The sequence below is a fragment of the Brevundimonas sp. 374 genome, assembly GCF_900102995.1.
In the GTDB taxonomy this organism is placed as follows: Bacteria; Pseudomonadota; Alphaproteobacteria; order Caulobacterales; family Caulobacteraceae; genus Brevundimonas; species Brevundimonas vesicularis_C.
The window spans coordinates 1,276,891-1,292,231 of the sequence record NZ_FNKT01000001.1; the positions used below are offsets into that span (position 1 = coordinate 1,276,891).

The window sequence follows — 15,341 nt, forward strand, 5'->3', positions numbered from 1 at the left end:
TAGGTCTTTCTGCGTAGTCCGCCGCCTCACGCCGCCCCCTTCCAAGACCTCAGCCCTGGAACGGATCGCGCATCAGAATGGTGTCGTCGCGCTCTGGGCTGGTCGACAACAGGGCCACTGGGGCGCCGATCAACTCCTCGATCCGACGCACATATTTGATGGCGTTGGCGTTGATGTCCTTGAAGCTGCGGACCCCAGCGGTGCTTTCGCTCCAGCCCTCGAGCTCTTCGAACACCGGCTCGGCCGCGCCCTGGGCCTTCAGGCTTGAGGGCAGATAGTCCAGCACCTCGCCATCGACCTTGTAGCCGACGCAGATCTTCAGCGTCTTCAACCCGTCCAGCACGTCCAGCTTGGTCAGCGCGATCCCGTCGATGCCGTTGATCGCAACGGACTGGCGCACCAACACGGCGTCGAACCAGCCGCAGCGGCGCGCGCGGCCGGTGTTCACGCCCACCTCACGCCCCACGGTCGCCAGATGCGCGCCGACCTCATCATCCAGTTCGCAGGCGAAGGGGCCTTCTCCGACACGCGTCGTATAGGCCTTCACAATCCCCAAGACATAACCGACGCCGCGCGGTCCGATGCCCGACCCCGCCGCCGCTTGACCGGCGACGGTGTTGGAGCTGGTGACATAGGGATAGGTGCCGTGATCCACGTCCAGGAAGGCGCCCTGCGCCCCTTCGAACAGGACGCGCTTGCCGTCCTTCTGCGCCTGATCCAGTACGCGCCAGGCCGGTTTCACATAGGGCAGGATCTTCGGCGCGATCTCCAACAGAGACGCCAGCAGCGCATCGGGATCGATCGGCTCCAGCCCCAGACCGGCGCGAAGCGGATCGTGGTGCGAGCGCAGCCGATCGATCTTGACCTTCAGATCGTCTTCATTGGCCAGATCGCAGACCCGAATGGCGCGACGCCCCACCTTGTCTTCATAGGCCGGGCCGATGCCGCGGCCGGTCGTGCCGATCTTGGCGCCCGGCGCGCTCGCCGCCGCCTCGCGCGCGACGTCCAGCGCCGGGTGGATGGGCAAGATCAGACAGGCGTTGTCCGCAATGGTCAGGATTTCAGGACTGATCGCCACGCCTTGGGCGGCGATCTTCTCGATCTCGCCGACCAGATGCCAGGGATCGACGACCACGCCGTTGCCGATGATCGACGGCTTGCCCTGCACGACGCCCGAAGGCAGCAACGCCAGCTTATAGACCTTGCCGTCCACGACCAGCGTATGGCCGGCGTTGTGACCGCCCTGGAACCGCACGACCATGTCGGCGCGGTTGGACAGCCAGTCCACGATCTTGCCCTTGCCCTCGTCGCCCCACTGGGCGCCGACCACCGCTACGTTCGCCAAAACCGTCTCTCCGCACTGGAATGCGGGCGCAGCCTATAGCGAGGGAATCGTATTATGTCGTCCCGTCAGGCGGATTTATCCGACTTCGCTGACCGCTGTCTCGAACGCCCATTCCAGCCACGGCGTCGCTGCAACCACATCGGCCGTCTCGACTGTGCAGCCGCACCATAGCCTCAGGCCAGGCGGCGCGTTGCGGTGCGGCTCCATATCGAACACGGCCGCCTCGCCTTCCAGCAGGGCCTTGAACCGCATGACGAAGGCCTTCTGCGCCTTGTCGTCCAGCGCGGCGATCCGCGCATCGGTGAACTTCAGGCAGACCGAGGTCGTCGACCGGATTTCCGGCCGATCCGGCAGGAAGGCGATCCAGTCGGTCCGTTCCACCCATTGCGCCAACGCGGCGTAGTTGGCGTCGGTCCGCCGGATCAGTTCGCTCAATCCGCCGATGTCCTTCGCCCAGCCCAGGGCGTCGATCCAGTCTTCGATTGTCAGGATCGAGAAGGTGTTGATCGCCACCCCGTCCGCCAGCGCCCGATCGAACCGTCCCTTGCCGTCGATCAGCCGCAACAGCTTGGGAATCGCCCGATCCGGTCGGTACATATCCAGCCGCTCGACCGCGCGCGGCGACAGCACCATCACCCCGATGCCCGCCTCGCCGCCCAGCGCCTTCTGGAAGCTGAAGGTCACGACATCCAGCTTGGCCCACGGCAGCGGCATGGCGAAGGCGGCGGAGGTTGCGTCGCAGATCGCCAGCCCCTCGCGATCGTCGGCGATCCAGTCGGCGTCCGGCACCCGCACGCCCGAGGTCGTGCCGTTCCACGGGAACACCACGTCCCTGGACCAGTCCGCCTGGCTCAGATCCGGCAGTTCGCCCCACGGCGCCGTCAGGGCCTCGGGCTCCAGCCCCAGATGATCCTTCACGTCCGCCAGCCAGGTCAGGCCGAAGTTCTCAAACGCCACGACCTGCACCGGCCGCGCGCCCAGCATGCCCCACAGCGCCGCCTCGACCGCACCTGTGTCAGACCCCGGCGTATAGAGCATCACATGGCTGTCGGGCACTTCCAGCACTTCGCGCGTCAGCCGCAGGCCATGCGCGAACCGCTCGACCACCTCTGGCGCGCGAATACCGCGTCCCAGCAGATCGGACGGCAATCCGCCCAGCGCATAGCCCAGCCGCTTCGCCGTCGGCCCCGCCGAAAACCACGGCCGCGCCGGCTTCACATCAGGCTTGGTGCTCATGCTCTTTTCCTTTGGCGCTACCGCGCTTAGCGCGGCCTGAGCGCGCTCACCGCCCCGGCGTATAGGGCCGCTTGGCCCGCCAATCCTCGGCGAAGGCGGTCAATTCGGCGTCCGGCGCATCGGGCAGCGTCACCATGACCCGCGCCAGCAAATCGCCCCGCCTGCCTTGCGCAAACGCGCCGCGCCCCTTCAGTCTCAAAACCTTGCCCGAGTTCGATCCGGCCGGCAGCGTCATCTGCACCACGCCCTCGGGCGTCGGCACCCGCACCTTTGCGCCCAGCACCGCATCGGGGACCGACACCGGCAGATCCATGGTCAGGTCCGCCCCGTCGCGCTTGTAGATGGGGTGCGGTTCGATCCTCAGTTCGATCAGGGCGTCGCCGTTCTCGGCCCCGCGCCCCGGCGATCCTTGGCCGCGCAGACGGATCGTCTGGCCTTCCGACGCGCCCTTGGGAATGGTCACGTCCAGGGTGCGTCCATCCGAAAACTGTATCCGCCGCGTCGCCCCGGCGATGGCGTCTTCCAGACTTATGTCCAGCGTCGCCTTCACGTCCTGGCCGCGCGAGGTGAAGTCCCGCGCGCCGCGCTGACGCCCGGCCCCGCCGAACATGCCGAACAGGTCGTCCAGATCAACGCCTTCGAAGTTGGCGCGGCCGCCCGGCCCGCCGCCTTGTCCGAACGGATTGCCGCCCTGGCCGAACGGGCTGCCGCCGGCGCGACCGCCCCCGCCGAAGCCGCGATACTGTTCGTTGCCGTCGCCGTCGATCTGGCCCGCGTCGTATTTGGCGCGCTTTTCCTTATCGCCCAGGATGTCGAAGGCTGCCGTCACCCGCTTGAACTTATCCTCGGTGATCTTGTCGCCGGGGTTCTTGTCGGGATGCAGTTCCTTGGCGAGCTTGCGATACGCCTTCTTGACCTCGTCCGCGCTCGCGCCCTTCGAAACGCCCAGTTCCTTGTAGGGGTCGCCTGCCACGTCCGTTGTCGCTCCAGCTGAAAAAGGTCGAGAGGCCGTCAGTTAAGCCATGCCCCGCCCCGCGCAAAGGGCTGGACCCGCCCTATTTCGTCAGAGCCGCCCGATTTCCGCCTCCAGCTCCGCTTCTGGGCCCCACCCGAACCATTCGCCCCACTGCGCGACGGCGATCCGCGCCGTCGATGTCGCGCCTTCTGGGTAGTCCGTCGCCAAGTCGGCCGCAGAATAGAACGCCGACAGCCCCTCCACCGCCATCGTCCGAACCACGACGTCATGATCAAAGACGCGCAGCCGGAACCGCATCGGATCAACCGCTGTCGCTTCCCCGTCCCAGCTGTCGCCGAACAGCCGCACACGCGGTGTCCATCGGATCGTCAGACCCTCGGCCGACGTCTCGACCGTCAGACCAGACGGCGACCACGGCCGATCATGCACGCCCCTCGCCACGAACAGAGCTTCGCTGAACCCCGCGCCGCCCGGCGCCGCGCCAGCCGGTCCCGCGCGACAGACCAGCGGCAGTCCTCGCTCGCCCCGCCCCATCTCCGTGCGCGCCAGCCGGTCGTCCAGAAACACCACGACGGACCCCGCCACCGCGCCCGCCCGCATATCGACCTCGGTCCCCTGCTGCCCGCGCAACAGACCCGCCAGCCGCCACGTCCCCGGCCCGACCAACTCCGCCGACCGATACTGCACGATCTCCCACCCCACGGCCGTCTCGACCGCCAGCGCATTGCCGCCGCCCAGCACCGCCGCCTCGACCGGCTTGACGATCGACCGCTCCACATCGCCGTAGCGCTTCACCAGATCGAACGCGGTCCGAACCCCGTCGCCCACGCCCAGCCGCTGATCCTCGGCCGAGACCACCCCGCCCGGCGCGCACGATTTGAAATCGCCGAAGTCCTTGAACCGGAATCCGTACAGCCGCCCCCGCCGCGCCTCGAAGAAGGCGACAAGCTCGGCCATGTCGTCCAGCGACCTCAGATTCGCCCCGATCAGATACCGCCTGCGCCCCAGCGCCCAGGGCGTGCAGCGCCGCTCGAACCCTGACGCCAGCGTCGTGATCTCCGTCCGACGCTCCACCCCGCCGGTCGAACCGAACGCCAGCCGCGCGGGCAGGCGCACCTCGTGAAAGGCGTCCATGAACACTCTCCTGTTGTGCAATGCCGCCCGCCCGGTCCACACCTTGGCGGCGGCGCCGACGCCGCGTCTTTGCGGGACACGGCCTTGCGCGGCGAAATTCTCAGCTACGATCCGACGACCGGCGAGGGGTTGATCAGCGGCGACGACCTGCAGCGCTACGCGTTCTCCTCGGCCGCCGCCGGTCTCGAACCCGGCCGCCGCGTCGATTTCGTGGTTCAGGACGACCAGGCGCTCAGCCTGATAGTCCTGCGCGACGGCCCTCTGGGGCCGGCCATATACGCTCCCGAACCGGACTTGGGCCTGTGGGGCTATTTCGTCCGCTGCATCACCGACCTCTATATCGAGGGCCACGGCCGGGCGCGGCGAAAGGAATACTGGTCCTTCGCCCTGTTCCACTTCCTGATCCTGATGCTCGCCTTCATGCCGATCATCGGCCTTGCCGTCCTCGATGCCGAGGCCGGCTACGATATGGAGAGGTGGGGCATCGCCTGGATCTGCATCGTCGCCCTGGTCTATTTCGCGCTGATTGTTCCCTACGTCTGCGTCACCATCCGCCGCTTCCACGATGTCGGGCTCAGCGGCTGGCTGATCCTGATCAGCCTCGTCCCCTATGTCGGCGGCCTGTTCACCTTCATCGTCAGCCTCCTGCCCTCGCAACCCGACGCGAACGTCCACGGCGCGCCGCCCAAGGGGTTGCCCGCATTACAAACGCGTCAGGATCGGCCAGCTTGACCTTTTCGGGTTGCTGGGATTGCACGGGTCGGCGATGTTGCCGCCGCGCCGGACGTGGCGCCAGTCATGGAGACCTCAGTGCGCGGTGAAATTCTCAGCTACGACGCCACGACCGGCGTCGGTCTGATCAGCGGCGACGACGGCGCCTGTTACGACTTCACCTCGGCCGCGCTGCAATCGCCGGCCGTGCCCGCCGCCGGCGTCCGCGTCGACTTCGTGCCCGAAGGCGCCGCCGCCACCCAGATCCTGATCCTGGCCGGTGCCGCGACCACCACCGGCGTCGCCGGCGGCTACGCCAGCTCGACCTCGACCGCCGTCGCCGGCTTTGATTGGCAGAAGCTGTTCCTGTCCTTCGAGGGCCGCATCCGCCGCAGCCATTTCTGGATCGGCTGGCTGATCCTCCTAGGCGTCAACGTCGTCATCAGTTGGATCCCGATCATCAATCTGCTCGGCATCGTGCTGATCTGGCCCAACCTGGCCATTTCGGTGAAGCGCCTGCACGACATGGGCAAGACCGGCTGGCTGATCGCCATTCCCTGGGTCGGCTCGGTCGTGGCCTTCTTCGCCGGCTTCGCCATGATCATCGCCGCCCACGTCGCCAACGGCTATTCGGAGGACTACTACGAGGGCAACCCGGCCGCCGTCTTCGCCCTGATGGGACCCGCCTTCGGCCTGTTCGCGATCGCTGGCCTTTTGGGCCTGGCCTTCCTGCTGTGGATCGGCATCGCCGACAGCCAGAAGGGCGAAAACCGCTTCGGCCCGAACCCGAAGGGCGAATAGGAGAGCAGACCCTTGGGGTTGTTCAACCCGTCGACGTTGACGAAGGCTAAATCTCCTGCGCCGCGAAGGCGACCTCGGCTTCCAGCAATTCGTCCAGATCGACCATGGCGTCGTCCAGCAGGGCCAGGGTCGCCGGGTCCGTCTCGGGCCGCGCGGCCGTCTCCGCCACCCAGCCGCAGGCCACGCCCGCCGTCGACACCGGCTTTCTGAACACGCCGCTCGCCACGGCCCTGACCGTCGCGATCTCGCGCATCGGACTGGCCGCCATCAGACGCCGCTCGATGGCCCGCTCGGTCTAATACGGCACGACATAGCCGCCCGAGGTCGCGCCGCCCGACAGGCCCGCCTTGACCTCCAGCGCGCCGGACTGGCCCGTCTTCAGATAGCCGTCCCACGCCGCTTTCGCCTCGGGCGCAGATGCGGACTCCACCGGCTCGCCTCCAATCACCGGACGACGGCTCTGGCTCATCACCCGATCCAGCCGCGCCTGGGCCGAGGCGACCGCCTGGTCGATGCGCGCCACCTTCTCCTCCAGCAGCACATCGGCCGCCGCCTTCTTCTCGACCTCGCCCAACCGGGCGTCGTTCGCCCCTTTGAACGCCTCGAACGCCGCCATCATCTCGCGCACGACATCGCGCGCCTCGGGCTGGCCCGAAGCCTGTTTGGTCTCTTTCATGATATCTCCGGTTGAAGAACCGCCTGTTGCGGTTAGGGTCGGGCGACGCCCGAATTCTTTCAGCGGCGCTCAATGACCGCGGGACTTATGGACAAATTCAATCCCCGCCCAAGCCGAGCAACCCGCCGTAAGCGAATGGTTTGGGCGATGGTCGCCTTCGCAATTCCGACTGCTGCTTTTGCTCTGCTTTTCCTTTTCGGAAGCAGGTTAGATTTCATGGCGGGTCTTAAAGGCCTGGGGCTCGTCTACTTGGTGATCATTGCGCTCAGCCTGATCTTCGGGCTTCGGCAAGGATTTCGGGTTTACCGGCAATGGATTGAGAAGCTTGGTTTACAACCCATTCAGGGGCCAGGCTTCACCACACTGGAGCTGGCAGTCTTCGGCGAACTAGAAAAAGCCCTCACTGAGGAGACGACTGCGATCCGGCGTTTCCTCTCTCAGGCTGAAGTGATTTCGCGGTTCAACAGCGGAAACGGGTGCATAACCCGTATCCAGTCTAACCTTACGCAACCCGTCCGAAAGGCGTCGGAAATCATTCTTTTCTTTCGGCTAGGGACCCTGCTGGGCCGGCGGGGTGTCGTGTTTGGACTGATGATGCTGACGTGATCGACATCGTCGAGTTCTTCACAGGAGCCGTCGATACAAGAAGTTTCGACTGGGCAACGGTCGATTTTGAACTCATCGACCCACCAGCACATCTCAGACCGCCCACAATCAGACCGATTTCCACCACCATACATCCATCGTACAATAAGGTTCTGTTCACAGATCTCCCGGTTGAAGAACCGCGTGATGCGGTTAGGGTCGAAGAGTGACCGACACGACCTCCAAATTGGTGGAAGGCCTGCAGCGCTCTTGGCTGCTCAAGCTCGTCTGGATATGGGCGCCGTTCGTGCCCCTAACGGCGGTCGCCATCTTGAACCACTACGACGGGTCAGTTCCCGAAATCGTCTATGCATTGCCTGTGCTGGCGATCTTCGGCGCCTTGGGCCTTCAATATGGCCTCGCCTTCGTCGCACGTCGCAAACGGCGCGTGCTTGCGCGTCGCCTGTCTCCATTACAGCGTCTTCAGACATCGCAAGAACTCGATCCTGTTCCTCTCGGCGAATTCCTGCTGGTCACCAAGAAACCGCCTGTCGAAACCGTGCCTCGCCCCATCCAGGCGCTGATCGCGCGATGGGGTGCTCCGCCTTCCAAAAGTACCGACAACGTCATCGACGTAGTGTCCATTTCCGTGTGGATCATGTTCTGCGCGGTGGCGGGCTTGCGCGACCCGCTGGGTTTCCTAAACCGCCACTTGGGGATACCGACTATCCCGTATTGGCCTGTCTTCACGACCTTGTTTGTGCTGGCCTTGCTGCTTCTTCCTCGAGCACAGCTGCGCAAGATGAACGATCACTACGTCGCTGAGGCGAAAGCTTCCGGTCGTCGCCCCTTCCCTGCTCTGTGACGCCCGCCCCATGTCCCACCTGACGCCCCTGGAAAGCGCCGTCATGGACGCCATGATCTGGCAGATGGGCGACAGCGTCCCGGACCTGCGCGCACAGGTCGCCGCCAGTTCGCCGGGCCTGCGTCGCAACACTGGCGCCGGCCTCTATTCCCAGGTCGTCGTCGACGCGGACCGCGCGACCGCCAACCCGGACGCCACCGGCCTGTTCGGCACGGTCCATGCCATGGTCGCCGGCCTGCCCGACCCCGTCGGCTTCCAGATCGAGCTGCGCCAAGGCCGGCTGACGGCCTTGCATGGCCAGAGCTACGGCCAGGACACCCGCGCCATCGACTTCTCGACCACCGCCTTCGAAGAGGTCTTCACCGTCGACGAAGCCGGCCGCTCGATCCTGTTCCGTCCCGCCCGGCGCGCGCCAGATCCGATCCCGCCGAGACCCAAACCCGCCGCCCGACTGTCCGCTGCACCCGCCGCCCAGGCCGCGCCGAAAGCGCAATCCAGACCCGCGCCCCAACCGGCGTCAAAGCCCTCCGATCACGCCCTGCCGTTCGCCGCTGCAGCACCGGGCGTAGCGGAGATCATCGCCGGCCTGTCGAACCCCACGGTCTCGCGCGGCGGCCAGCTGGCCCTGGTCTATCTCGGCGCCTATGCGCTGGCGGCCGTCTTCATCCTGTTCGCCAACCTGGTGCTGCACGTCGGCTGGATCTTCGGCCTGGTGCTCGCCGGCTGGGCTTTGCGCTATCTCCACGGCAAGAAGGGCCGCGCCCAGATGGCCGCCCTCGCCGAAACCCTCGACCGCAACGGCGCTTTCCAGGCCCTCAAGCCGAACTGAACCGCGCGCCCGGCAGCATCGGAAACGTCACCAGCGACACCTCCCACAGCTCGACCCCGCTCAGCACGCGCAGCCGTCCCTGACGCCGCGCCCGCGCCGTGCGGTAGCCGATCGACAGCCCGTCCAGCGCCCCGGCCCGGCTCAGCGCCCCGGCGAACCGCGCCTCGGCCGACCAGTCCTCGATCCGGCCGCGCACGAACAGGCCGCGCGCATCCTCGACGATCTGCTCCCAGACCCCGACCGGCGCGCGCGCATCGTGCTGGTTCAGCATTCGCACCCCCTCAGCCCCCGTCTTGGCCAGACTGTCCGCAAACGCCCCCGCCTGCACCACGTCCCCGTTCAGATCCGCCACGCCCCACAGCGAGGCGTAGCCTTCGATTTGAAGGGGTGAGTGGTGAGTCGTGACTCGTGAATGCTTCTGTCGAGCCACCAATCCCGATTCACCACTCACGACCCGCCCTCCAACCTACGCTCGATCCGCTCCACGGCCGCCGCCGTCGCCTCGCCCTGAACCTCCAGCCGCGCCAACCGTTCGGCGACCAGCCTCTGCTCCCCGACCCGCTGTTCCAGCGTCGCGATCCGCGCCGCGGCGCCCCCGGCCCAGACCAGGCCGCCCACCGTCTGCACAACGACGGCGATCAGCAGCGCCGTCGGCACGCGCCGGATATGATGTTCGGTCATGCCCCCAACCCCGCCATCCGCCGACGCTCTTCGTCGGTCAGGAAGCTCGCCGCCTCCAGCCGCGCCCACAGGGCGTCCCGCTCGGGCTGCAGCGCCGAGACCGCATCCAGGTCCGCCCGGATTTCGCACCCCGCGAACCGCTCGCCCAGCCAGCCCGTCATCGCCCCCGCCGCCTTCCGCACCAGCGGGATCACCGTCTGACGCCAGAAGGCCGCATTGGCCTCGCGATAGTTGGCGTAGGTCGCATCGCCCGGAATCCCCAGCAGCTGCGGCGGAACCCCGAAGGCCAGGGCGATCTCGCGCGCCGCCGCATGTTTGCCGGCCGTGAAATCCATTTCCGCCGGCGTCAGGCTCAGCGGTTTCCAGTCCATCCCGCCCTCCAGCAGGATCGGCCGCCCAGCGTTGGTCGCCCCGGCATAGACGTTCGACAACTGATCCTTCAGCGCCTCGAACTGCCCGTCCGTCAACCGCTCGCCGTTCCTCGCCCCATAGACCAGCGCCCCCGACGGCCGCGCCGCATTGTCCAGCAGGGCCTTGTTCCAGGCGCCCGCCGCATTGTACGCATCCACCCCTTGCGCCGCCGCCTCCAGCGGCGACAACCCGTACCAGTCGTCCAGCGGGTGCCACAGCTTCAGGTGCATCACCGGCGCCCAGCCGTCCGCCGCCCGCCCGATCCGCACCGACCGTCCGTCCACGGAATAATCCCACGCCTCGGGCCAGCCTGACCGGCCCGGAACCACCTTCACCCGATCCGACCGCAGCGCCCACAGCTCGTCCGGCGCCCCGTCTCCATCCGCATCACCGGTCGCCTCGACATAGGCGTTGCCCGACACCTGCAGCGCGCCATAGACCGCCTCCATCAGCTCCGCCCCCGACTGCTCGGGATTGGGCCGACGCATCAGTTTCGCCAGCGGATGCGCCTCGTCGCGCGCCCCGTCCACGAACACCGCGAACGGCGCAGCCGCCGCCGCCTCGGCGATCATGCGGATGCAGCGATAGGCCACGGCATTCCTCTGATACCCCTCGCGCGCCAGGCTGGCGTAGTCGTTGGGCGTCCATCGCGGCCGCCCCACCCCCGACAAGGCGATCAGCCCGCCCGCCCGGCTTTCCTTCGCCTCAGGCGCGCCCACGCGCCCCGCCTGGCCGAACGGCCACCGGATCGAAACCATCGCAATCTCCTCAGATTTCTTGTCCCTTCTCCCAGTGGGAGAAGGTGGCTCGAAGAGCCGGATGAGGGTCGGCCGGCGTGCCAGTCCGCACGAGCGCGACCCCCACCCTTTCGCGTTGACCGATCGCTACGCTCTCGGACGCTCAAGCCCTCTCCCAGCGGGAGAGGGTGTCATCACCTTCAGCAACGGCCGCTCGACCCAGACGTGGACGACAGCCCCCGCCGCCAGACTGCCGACCACCGTCAGCCCCACCACCGCATCCCCCGGCAGGGCGACCATCCCGCTCTCGAATATCCGCCCCAGGGTCCGGATGACCAGCACATGGACCAGATAGATCGAGTAAGACGCATCCCCCATGAAGGCCGCCGCCCGCGACAGCCGCCCCGGCGCCCGGTCCGTCCGCTCCATCCGCACCACGCCGAACACCAGCAGGGCGCTGGGCAGACCCCAGACCGCTGCCCGCCTCAACCCGTTCCACGGATCGTTCAGCGCCCCCACATCGTCGATGCCGCCATAGCCAAAGACCAAGCCCAGCCCGAACCCGACCAGCGCCAGCCCGACCGCCCACACCCCAAGCCGACGCGGCGCCGACCGCCACACCCAGGCGATCCCGACGCCCAGCAGAAACTCCAGAATGATCGGCGCGCCCCAGAACCTCAGCACCGGCGCCGCCACGACCAATCCGGCCGCCAGCATCGCCGCATAGGCCCCGATCAGCAGCCAGCCGACCCGCCTGCCGCCCGCCACCGCCACCGCCAGGCCGAACCCGGCGTAGAACAGCATCTCGAAACACAGGGTCCATCCCGGCCCCAGCGCCGGAAACGTCATCTCCAGTCCGCTGAACGGCCAGAACAGAAACGTCGCCGCCGCCACCTCCGGGCTCAGCGTCCCGCCCCGCGCCATTCCGATCAGGATCGGCAGCGACAGCAGCCAATAGATCGGCGCCACCCGCCGAAACCGCCGCCACAAAAACGCGCCGGCCGCCTCGACGCCCGCCTGCCCCCGCGTCGTAGTGGCGATGATGAAGCCGCTGATGACGAAGAACACGTCCACGCCCACGGCGCCGAAGTTCTCCAGAGTCCCGCCGGCCAGCGCCGTCTCCAGCCCCAGCCGCGTCCCGGCCAGATCCACGGCGTGCGTGACGACCACCGCCGTCGCCGCCGCGAACCGCAGCGCCTGCACCCCGTAGAACCGCTCCCCCATCCGCCACGGTTACCACTGCGCGAGAGCGCGAGACAACCTCAGATCATCACGCGCGCTCGCACTGCCTCGGCGATCCTCGCCTGGCGCGCCGCATTGGGATGGACGGAATCGAACATCAGCCCGCCGCCGAAACTGCCGCCGAACAGGGCCGTCCCGTCGATGGGCGCCGCCAGCCCTCGCGTCGCCGCCACCTCGAACACCGCGTCCCGCAACGCGGCTTGCGCGGCATAGCTCGCCTTGCCCTGGGCCGGGTCCGACGGACATCCGGTCATCAGCAGCACATCCCCCGTCGTCAGGCACCGATCCACCAGCGTCCCCAGCCCGGCCTTGTAGGTCGCGACCGCCGTCCCCGCATTCCAGTCGTTGATGGTCAGGCACACGACCGACAGATCGGGCGCCGCCGACGGGATCGCCCCATAGGCCCGGTACGGCTGATCCGTCGTGATCCAGTCCGCGATCCGGGCCCCGCCCCATCCCGCATTGATCACCCGCGCCCGCTTCACGTCCGACCGCCACGCGACCCCGCCCGCGATGAACACCGCCCCGCCCGAGGCCCAGCGCACGCTCACCGGTCCTGCCGCCTCGGGAAAGGCCACGGTCGTGACGTCCATCGACGCCGCCTTGGTGGTGTTCACCGTCGCCCGCACTGCGCCGTCCGTCTCGACCGTCAGCACCCCCAGCGCCGTATTGGTCACGGCCCACAGATCGAACCGATCCACCGGCCGGTCCGGCTGAAAGCTCCACACGCCCGTCGACGACGCCGCGCCCGAGAACAGCTTGCCGCCCATCCCGGTCAGGGCGTTGACGCCCCACCCGGCGCCCATCGTCACCCGCGGATCATAGGCAGAATAGCTCCCGCCGGCCCCATCCGCCGCCCCGGCGCCCGCGACCGACGCCGCCGACGCCGGCAGGCCCCGCCCGCTCATCATCGCCGCCAGCCGCTCGGGCCAGGCGCTCGCCCGACCGTTCGGCGTCCAACCGCCGGAGACTGCGCCATAGCCTTGGGTCACGCTGTCGCCGATGCACAGCAGCCGCGCCTCGCGCCCGCCCGCCTGCATGGTCCTGACCGCCGCCGACCAGACGGGCAGGTCGGGCACGGCGAACCGCGCCCTCCCCAGAACCCCGCCCGGCGCCGCCGTCGCCGCTCCGATCTCGACACCCGACATCAGTCGAAGGCCGCCACGATCTGCGTCGCCGTCGTCCCGGTCGCCATCACCCGGCGCACCTGCACCGGCAACCACCCCACCGGATGGTTGGCGAAGGTCACGGCGTCCCCATCCTCGCCCCCGACCGTCAGCACACGGACATTGCCCGCCCCACCGACATACAGCGCCTTGGCGTAGGTCGTCAGATCGGCCGTATCGCTGGGCGTGACCGCCGCCGCGCGCCTCGCCGGCCCGCCCGCGTCGCGCCCATGGTTCAGCAATCCGTCCCGCTCGGGAATGGCCGGCATATCGTCTCTCCTGTCGTTGAAATCTTGAGGCTCTAAAGCCCCCGCAATCGCGGTCCCGCCGACTGCGGCCCCAGCATCAGCCGCGTGATCGCCCACACCAGGGCGTCGGCCCGATCCGGGCTGGGTCCGCCCTCGCTGCCCAGCGCCAGCATCTCTTCCTCCAGCGCCGGGAAGGCGTCGCAGTGGACCACCCGCCCCTGTTCATAGAGCAGGGCCACCGGCTCGGCCCGCGCCGCCTTGGACCGCGAGGCGTGGACCATCTCGATCCGACAGGGACACGCGCTGATGGCCAGGACCGAGCGCACCATGTCGCCGCCCTGGTTGCTCTCGGCGACCACCTCCTGCGCGCCGAACTCGTGCGCCGCCGCGCTGACCGCCCCGCCCCAGCTCTGGGGCGAGCGCCCCTGCACCGTCCGGTCGGCCAGCACGAAGGCGTGGCGACCTTTTCGCCCCACCACCACGATGCCGCAGGCGTCTCCGGTCGCGGTCGCCGGCGGATCGACCGCCACGACGATCCGGTCCAGTTCGGCCGGCCGTGCGCCCCTGGCCCGTTTCAGGTCCGCGATGCGGAACAGGGCGCCCTCGCCCTCGACCACCACGCCTTCCAGCTCCTGGGCCGCCAGCCGCGTCCCGCCATAGACGTCGTTCAGATGCGCCAGAAAGCCGGGCGACAGATTCTGCGCGTTCAGCGCCGTCGCCGCCCGTTCCGTCACCGTCCCCGCCTCGGCCATCAACCGCCTCAGCGCCGGGATCGGCCGGGGCGTCGTCGTCACCGCCAGCAGCGGCGAGGCCCCCAGCCGCAGTCCGAACCTCAGGTTCGACAGCACCATCTCCGGCCGCCGCCAGGCGCAGAATTCGTCCGCCCAAGCGGCGTGAAACTGCGGCCCCCTCAGACTGTCGGGATCCTCGGCCGAAAACGCATAGGCCGCCGACTGATTACCCCACACCAGCCGACGCCGCCCCGCCTCCCAGCGCGGCCGGTCGCCCGGCTCCGCCAGCGCCTTGATACCCGACGCCCCCTCCACCATCACCTCGCGCACATCGTGCAGGGCGGGGCCGACCAGGGCCAGGGTGATGCCGGGCAGCTCTCGCGCCATGATGTCGATCCAGACCGACCCGGCGAAGGTCTTGCCCGATCCCCGGCCGCCCAGCAGCAGCCAGGTCTTCAGGTCGTCGTCAGTCGGCGGAAACTGATGCTTCGCCAGCCGACAGTGATTGCGATGCAGCCTTAGCCCGCGCTCTTTCAGCAGCTTCGGCGTTCTTCTCTTCCAGAATTCGATCAAGCCGCGCGTGTTCGACGACCAGTTCCTGTCGGATTCGCTCGTCCTCGGCGGGGTCGTAGGTTCGTCCACCCATCTCGTCCTCTTCGTTGTCGCTCAGGCACAGCAGTCGCATCGCCTCGACCGCCTTGGCCGAGCGCGCGATCACCCCGATCTGGCGCGCGACCTTCTCGGCGACGGCGGGGTCCTTGACGTCCGTCTCGCAGACGCTCTTCGCCGTCTCCTCGATCTTGGCCTTCATCATCAGGAACAGGGGCTCCATCCACCCGGCGCAGGACGCAGCCGTCTCGCGCGCGCCGCCGCAGCCGCCCTCTTCGTCATCCCGATTTCCCGTCATGCCCAAACCATAGCGGACCAGCGTCCTCAGGCCGGAAGAACGCCCACATAATTCGCCAAT

At 68.0% G+C, this 15,341-nt stretch carries 17 protein-coding genes and 2 pseudogenes; 6 read left to right on the forward strand and 13 right to left on the reverse strand.

The window, feature by feature from the left end; genetic code table 11:
* Positions 1–49 precede the first annotated feature (49 nt).
* From BLR19_RS06305 to BLR19_RS14795, 4 genes and pseudogenes are all read right to left on the reverse strand, one after another.
* Entirely contained in the window at positions 50–1,345 is a 1,296-nt protein-coding gene (locus tag BLR19_RS06305) for an adenylosuccinate synthase (RefSeq protein ID WP_091748434.1), read from the reverse strand.
* A 75-nt stretch (positions 1,346–1,420) separates the two neighbouring features.
* Entirely contained in the window at positions 1,421–2,581 is a 1,161-nt protein-coding gene (locus BLR19_RS06310) for a phosphoserine transaminase (RefSeq protein WP_091748437.1), read from the reverse strand.
* A gap of 46 nt (positions 2,582–2,627) precedes the next feature.
* On the reverse strand, positions 2,628–3,554 hold the full coding sequence (locus BLR19_RS06315; RefSeq protein ID WP_091748440.1) for a DnaJ C-terminal domain-containing protein: 927 nt from the start codon (positions 3,552–3,554) through the stop codon (positions 2,628–2,630).
* A gap of 699 nt (positions 3,555–4,253) precedes the next feature.
* Positions 4,254–4,691 (reverse strand): annotated as a pseudogene (locus BLR19_RS14795) (TIGR02217 family protein); the annotation flags it as partial.
* A gap of 84 nt (positions 4,692–4,775) precedes the next feature.
* Here BLR19_RS14795 and BLR19_RS06325 point away from each other — a divergent pair.
* The gene (locus BLR19_RS06325; protein ID WP_176758277.1) at positions 4,776–5,423 is read left to right on the forward strand and encodes a DUF805 domain-containing protein; all 648 of its coding nucleotides are present in this window, start codon (positions 4,776–4,778) and stop codon (positions 5,421–5,423) included.
* A gap of 78 nt (positions 5,424–5,501) precedes the next feature.
* Positions 5,502–6,203, forward strand: coding sequence for a DUF805 domain-containing protein (locus tag BLR19_RS06330; RefSeq protein ID WP_218119326.1), 702 nt, complete (start codon positions 5,502–5,504; stop codon positions 6,201–6,203).
* Here BLR19_RS06330 and BLR19_RS06335 read toward each other — a convergent pair.
* A pseudogene (locus BLR19_RS06335) lies at positions 6,197–6,879 on the reverse strand (phage major capsid protein); the annotation flags it as partial. The gene BLR19_RS06330 and the pseudogene BLR19_RS06335 sit on opposite strands and share 7 nt — an antisense overlap.
* Positions 6,880–7,026: 147 nt before the next feature.
* On the opposite strand from BLR19_RS06335, the gene BLR19_RS06340 reads away from it, so the two are divergent.
* Genes BLR19_RS06340 through BLR19_RS06350 form a run of 4 tightly spaced genes read left to right on the forward strand, consistent with a single transcriptional unit; the run spans position 7,027 to position 9,158 of the window.
* The gene (locus BLR19_RS06340; protein WP_091748452.1) at positions 7,027–7,485 is read left to right on the forward strand and encodes a hypothetical protein; all 459 of its coding nucleotides are present in this window, start codon (positions 7,027–7,029) and stop codon (positions 7,483–7,485) included.
* Positions 7,482–7,694 carry a hypothetical protein gene (locus tag BLR19_RS14595; RefSeq protein ID WP_143007336.1) on the forward strand — a complete coding sequence of 71 codons (213 nt, stop codon included), beginning with the start codon at positions 7,482–7,484 and terminating at the stop codon, positions 7,692–7,694. Before BLR19_RS06340 ends, BLR19_RS14595 begins: the two co-directional genes overlap by 4 nt.
* The gene (locus BLR19_RS06345; RefSeq protein ID WP_091748455.1) at positions 7,691–8,329 is read left to right on the forward strand and encodes a hypothetical protein; all 639 of its coding nucleotides are present in this window, start codon (positions 7,691–7,693) and stop codon (positions 8,327–8,329) included. Before BLR19_RS14595 ends, BLR19_RS06345 begins: the two co-directional genes overlap by 4 nt.
* A 10-nt stretch (positions 8,330–8,339) precedes the next feature.
* Positions 8,340–9,158, forward strand: a complete 819-nt coding sequence (locus BLR19_RS06350) for a hypothetical protein (RefSeq protein ID WP_091748458.1) — start codon at positions 8,340–8,342, stop codon at positions 9,156–9,158.
* Here the strand turns inward: BLR19_RS06350 and BLR19_RS06355 are convergent.
* The 8 genes from BLR19_RS06355 to BLR19_RS06390 all read right to left on the reverse strand — a co-directional run bounded on the left by BLR19_RS06355 (position 9,145) and on the right by BLR19_RS06390 (position 15,281).
* Positions 9,145–9,588, reverse strand: a complete 444-nt coding sequence (locus BLR19_RS06355; protein ID WP_176758278.1) for an HK97 family phage prohead protease — start codon at positions 9,586–9,588, stop codon at positions 9,145–9,147. The two genes, BLR19_RS06350 and BLR19_RS06355, sit on opposite strands and share 14 nt — an antisense overlap.
* Before the next feature lie 17 nt (positions 9,589–9,605).
* Positions 9,606–9,839, reverse strand: a complete 234-nt coding sequence (locus tag BLR19_RS06360; RefSeq protein ID WP_091748461.1) for a hypothetical protein — start codon at positions 9,837–9,839, stop codon at positions 9,606–9,608.
* Positions 9,836–11,008 (reverse strand): phage portal protein, encoded by a 1,173-nt coding sequence (locus tag BLR19_RS06365; protein ID WP_091748464.1) that lies wholly within the window; start codon positions 11,006–11,008, stop codon positions 9,836–9,838. The genes BLR19_RS06360 and BLR19_RS06365 overlap by 4 nt, the downstream gene beginning before the upstream one ends.
* 126 nt (positions 11,009–11,134) lie before the next feature.
* Positions 11,135–12,211 (reverse strand): acyltransferase family protein, encoded by a 1,077-nt coding sequence (locus BLR19_RS06370; protein WP_091748468.1) that lies wholly within the window; start codon positions 12,209–12,211, stop codon positions 11,135–11,137.
* 38 nt (positions 12,212–12,249) lie between these two features.
* The gene (locus BLR19_RS06375) at positions 12,250–13,377 is read right to left on the reverse strand and encodes an SGNH/GDSL hydrolase family protein (protein ID WP_091748481.1); all 1,128 of its coding nucleotides are present in this window, start codon (positions 13,375–13,377) and stop codon (positions 12,250–12,252) included.
* Complete coding sequence (locus BLR19_RS06380; RefSeq protein WP_091748483.1) at positions 13,377–13,664, reverse strand: spike base protein, RCAP_Rcc01079 family; 288 nt, start codon at positions 13,662–13,664, stop codon at positions 13,377–13,379. The genes BLR19_RS06375 and BLR19_RS06380 overlap by 1 nt, the downstream gene beginning before the upstream one ends.
* A gap of 32 nt (positions 13,665–13,696) precedes the next feature.
* Positions 13,697–14,947 carry a DNA-packaging protein gene (locus BLR19_RS06385; RefSeq protein WP_255366467.1) on the reverse strand — a complete coding sequence of 417 codons (1,251 nt, stop codon included), beginning with the start codon at positions 14,945–14,947 and terminating at the stop codon, positions 13,697–13,699.
* Positions 14,841–15,281: a hypothetical protein gene (locus tag BLR19_RS06390; protein WP_091748486.1), complete on the reverse strand. Its 441-nt coding sequence runs from the start codon at positions 15,279–15,281 to the stop codon at positions 14,841–14,843. The genes BLR19_RS06385 and BLR19_RS06390 overlap by 107 nt, the downstream gene beginning before the upstream one ends.
* Positions 15,282–15,341: the final 60 nt, after the last annotated feature.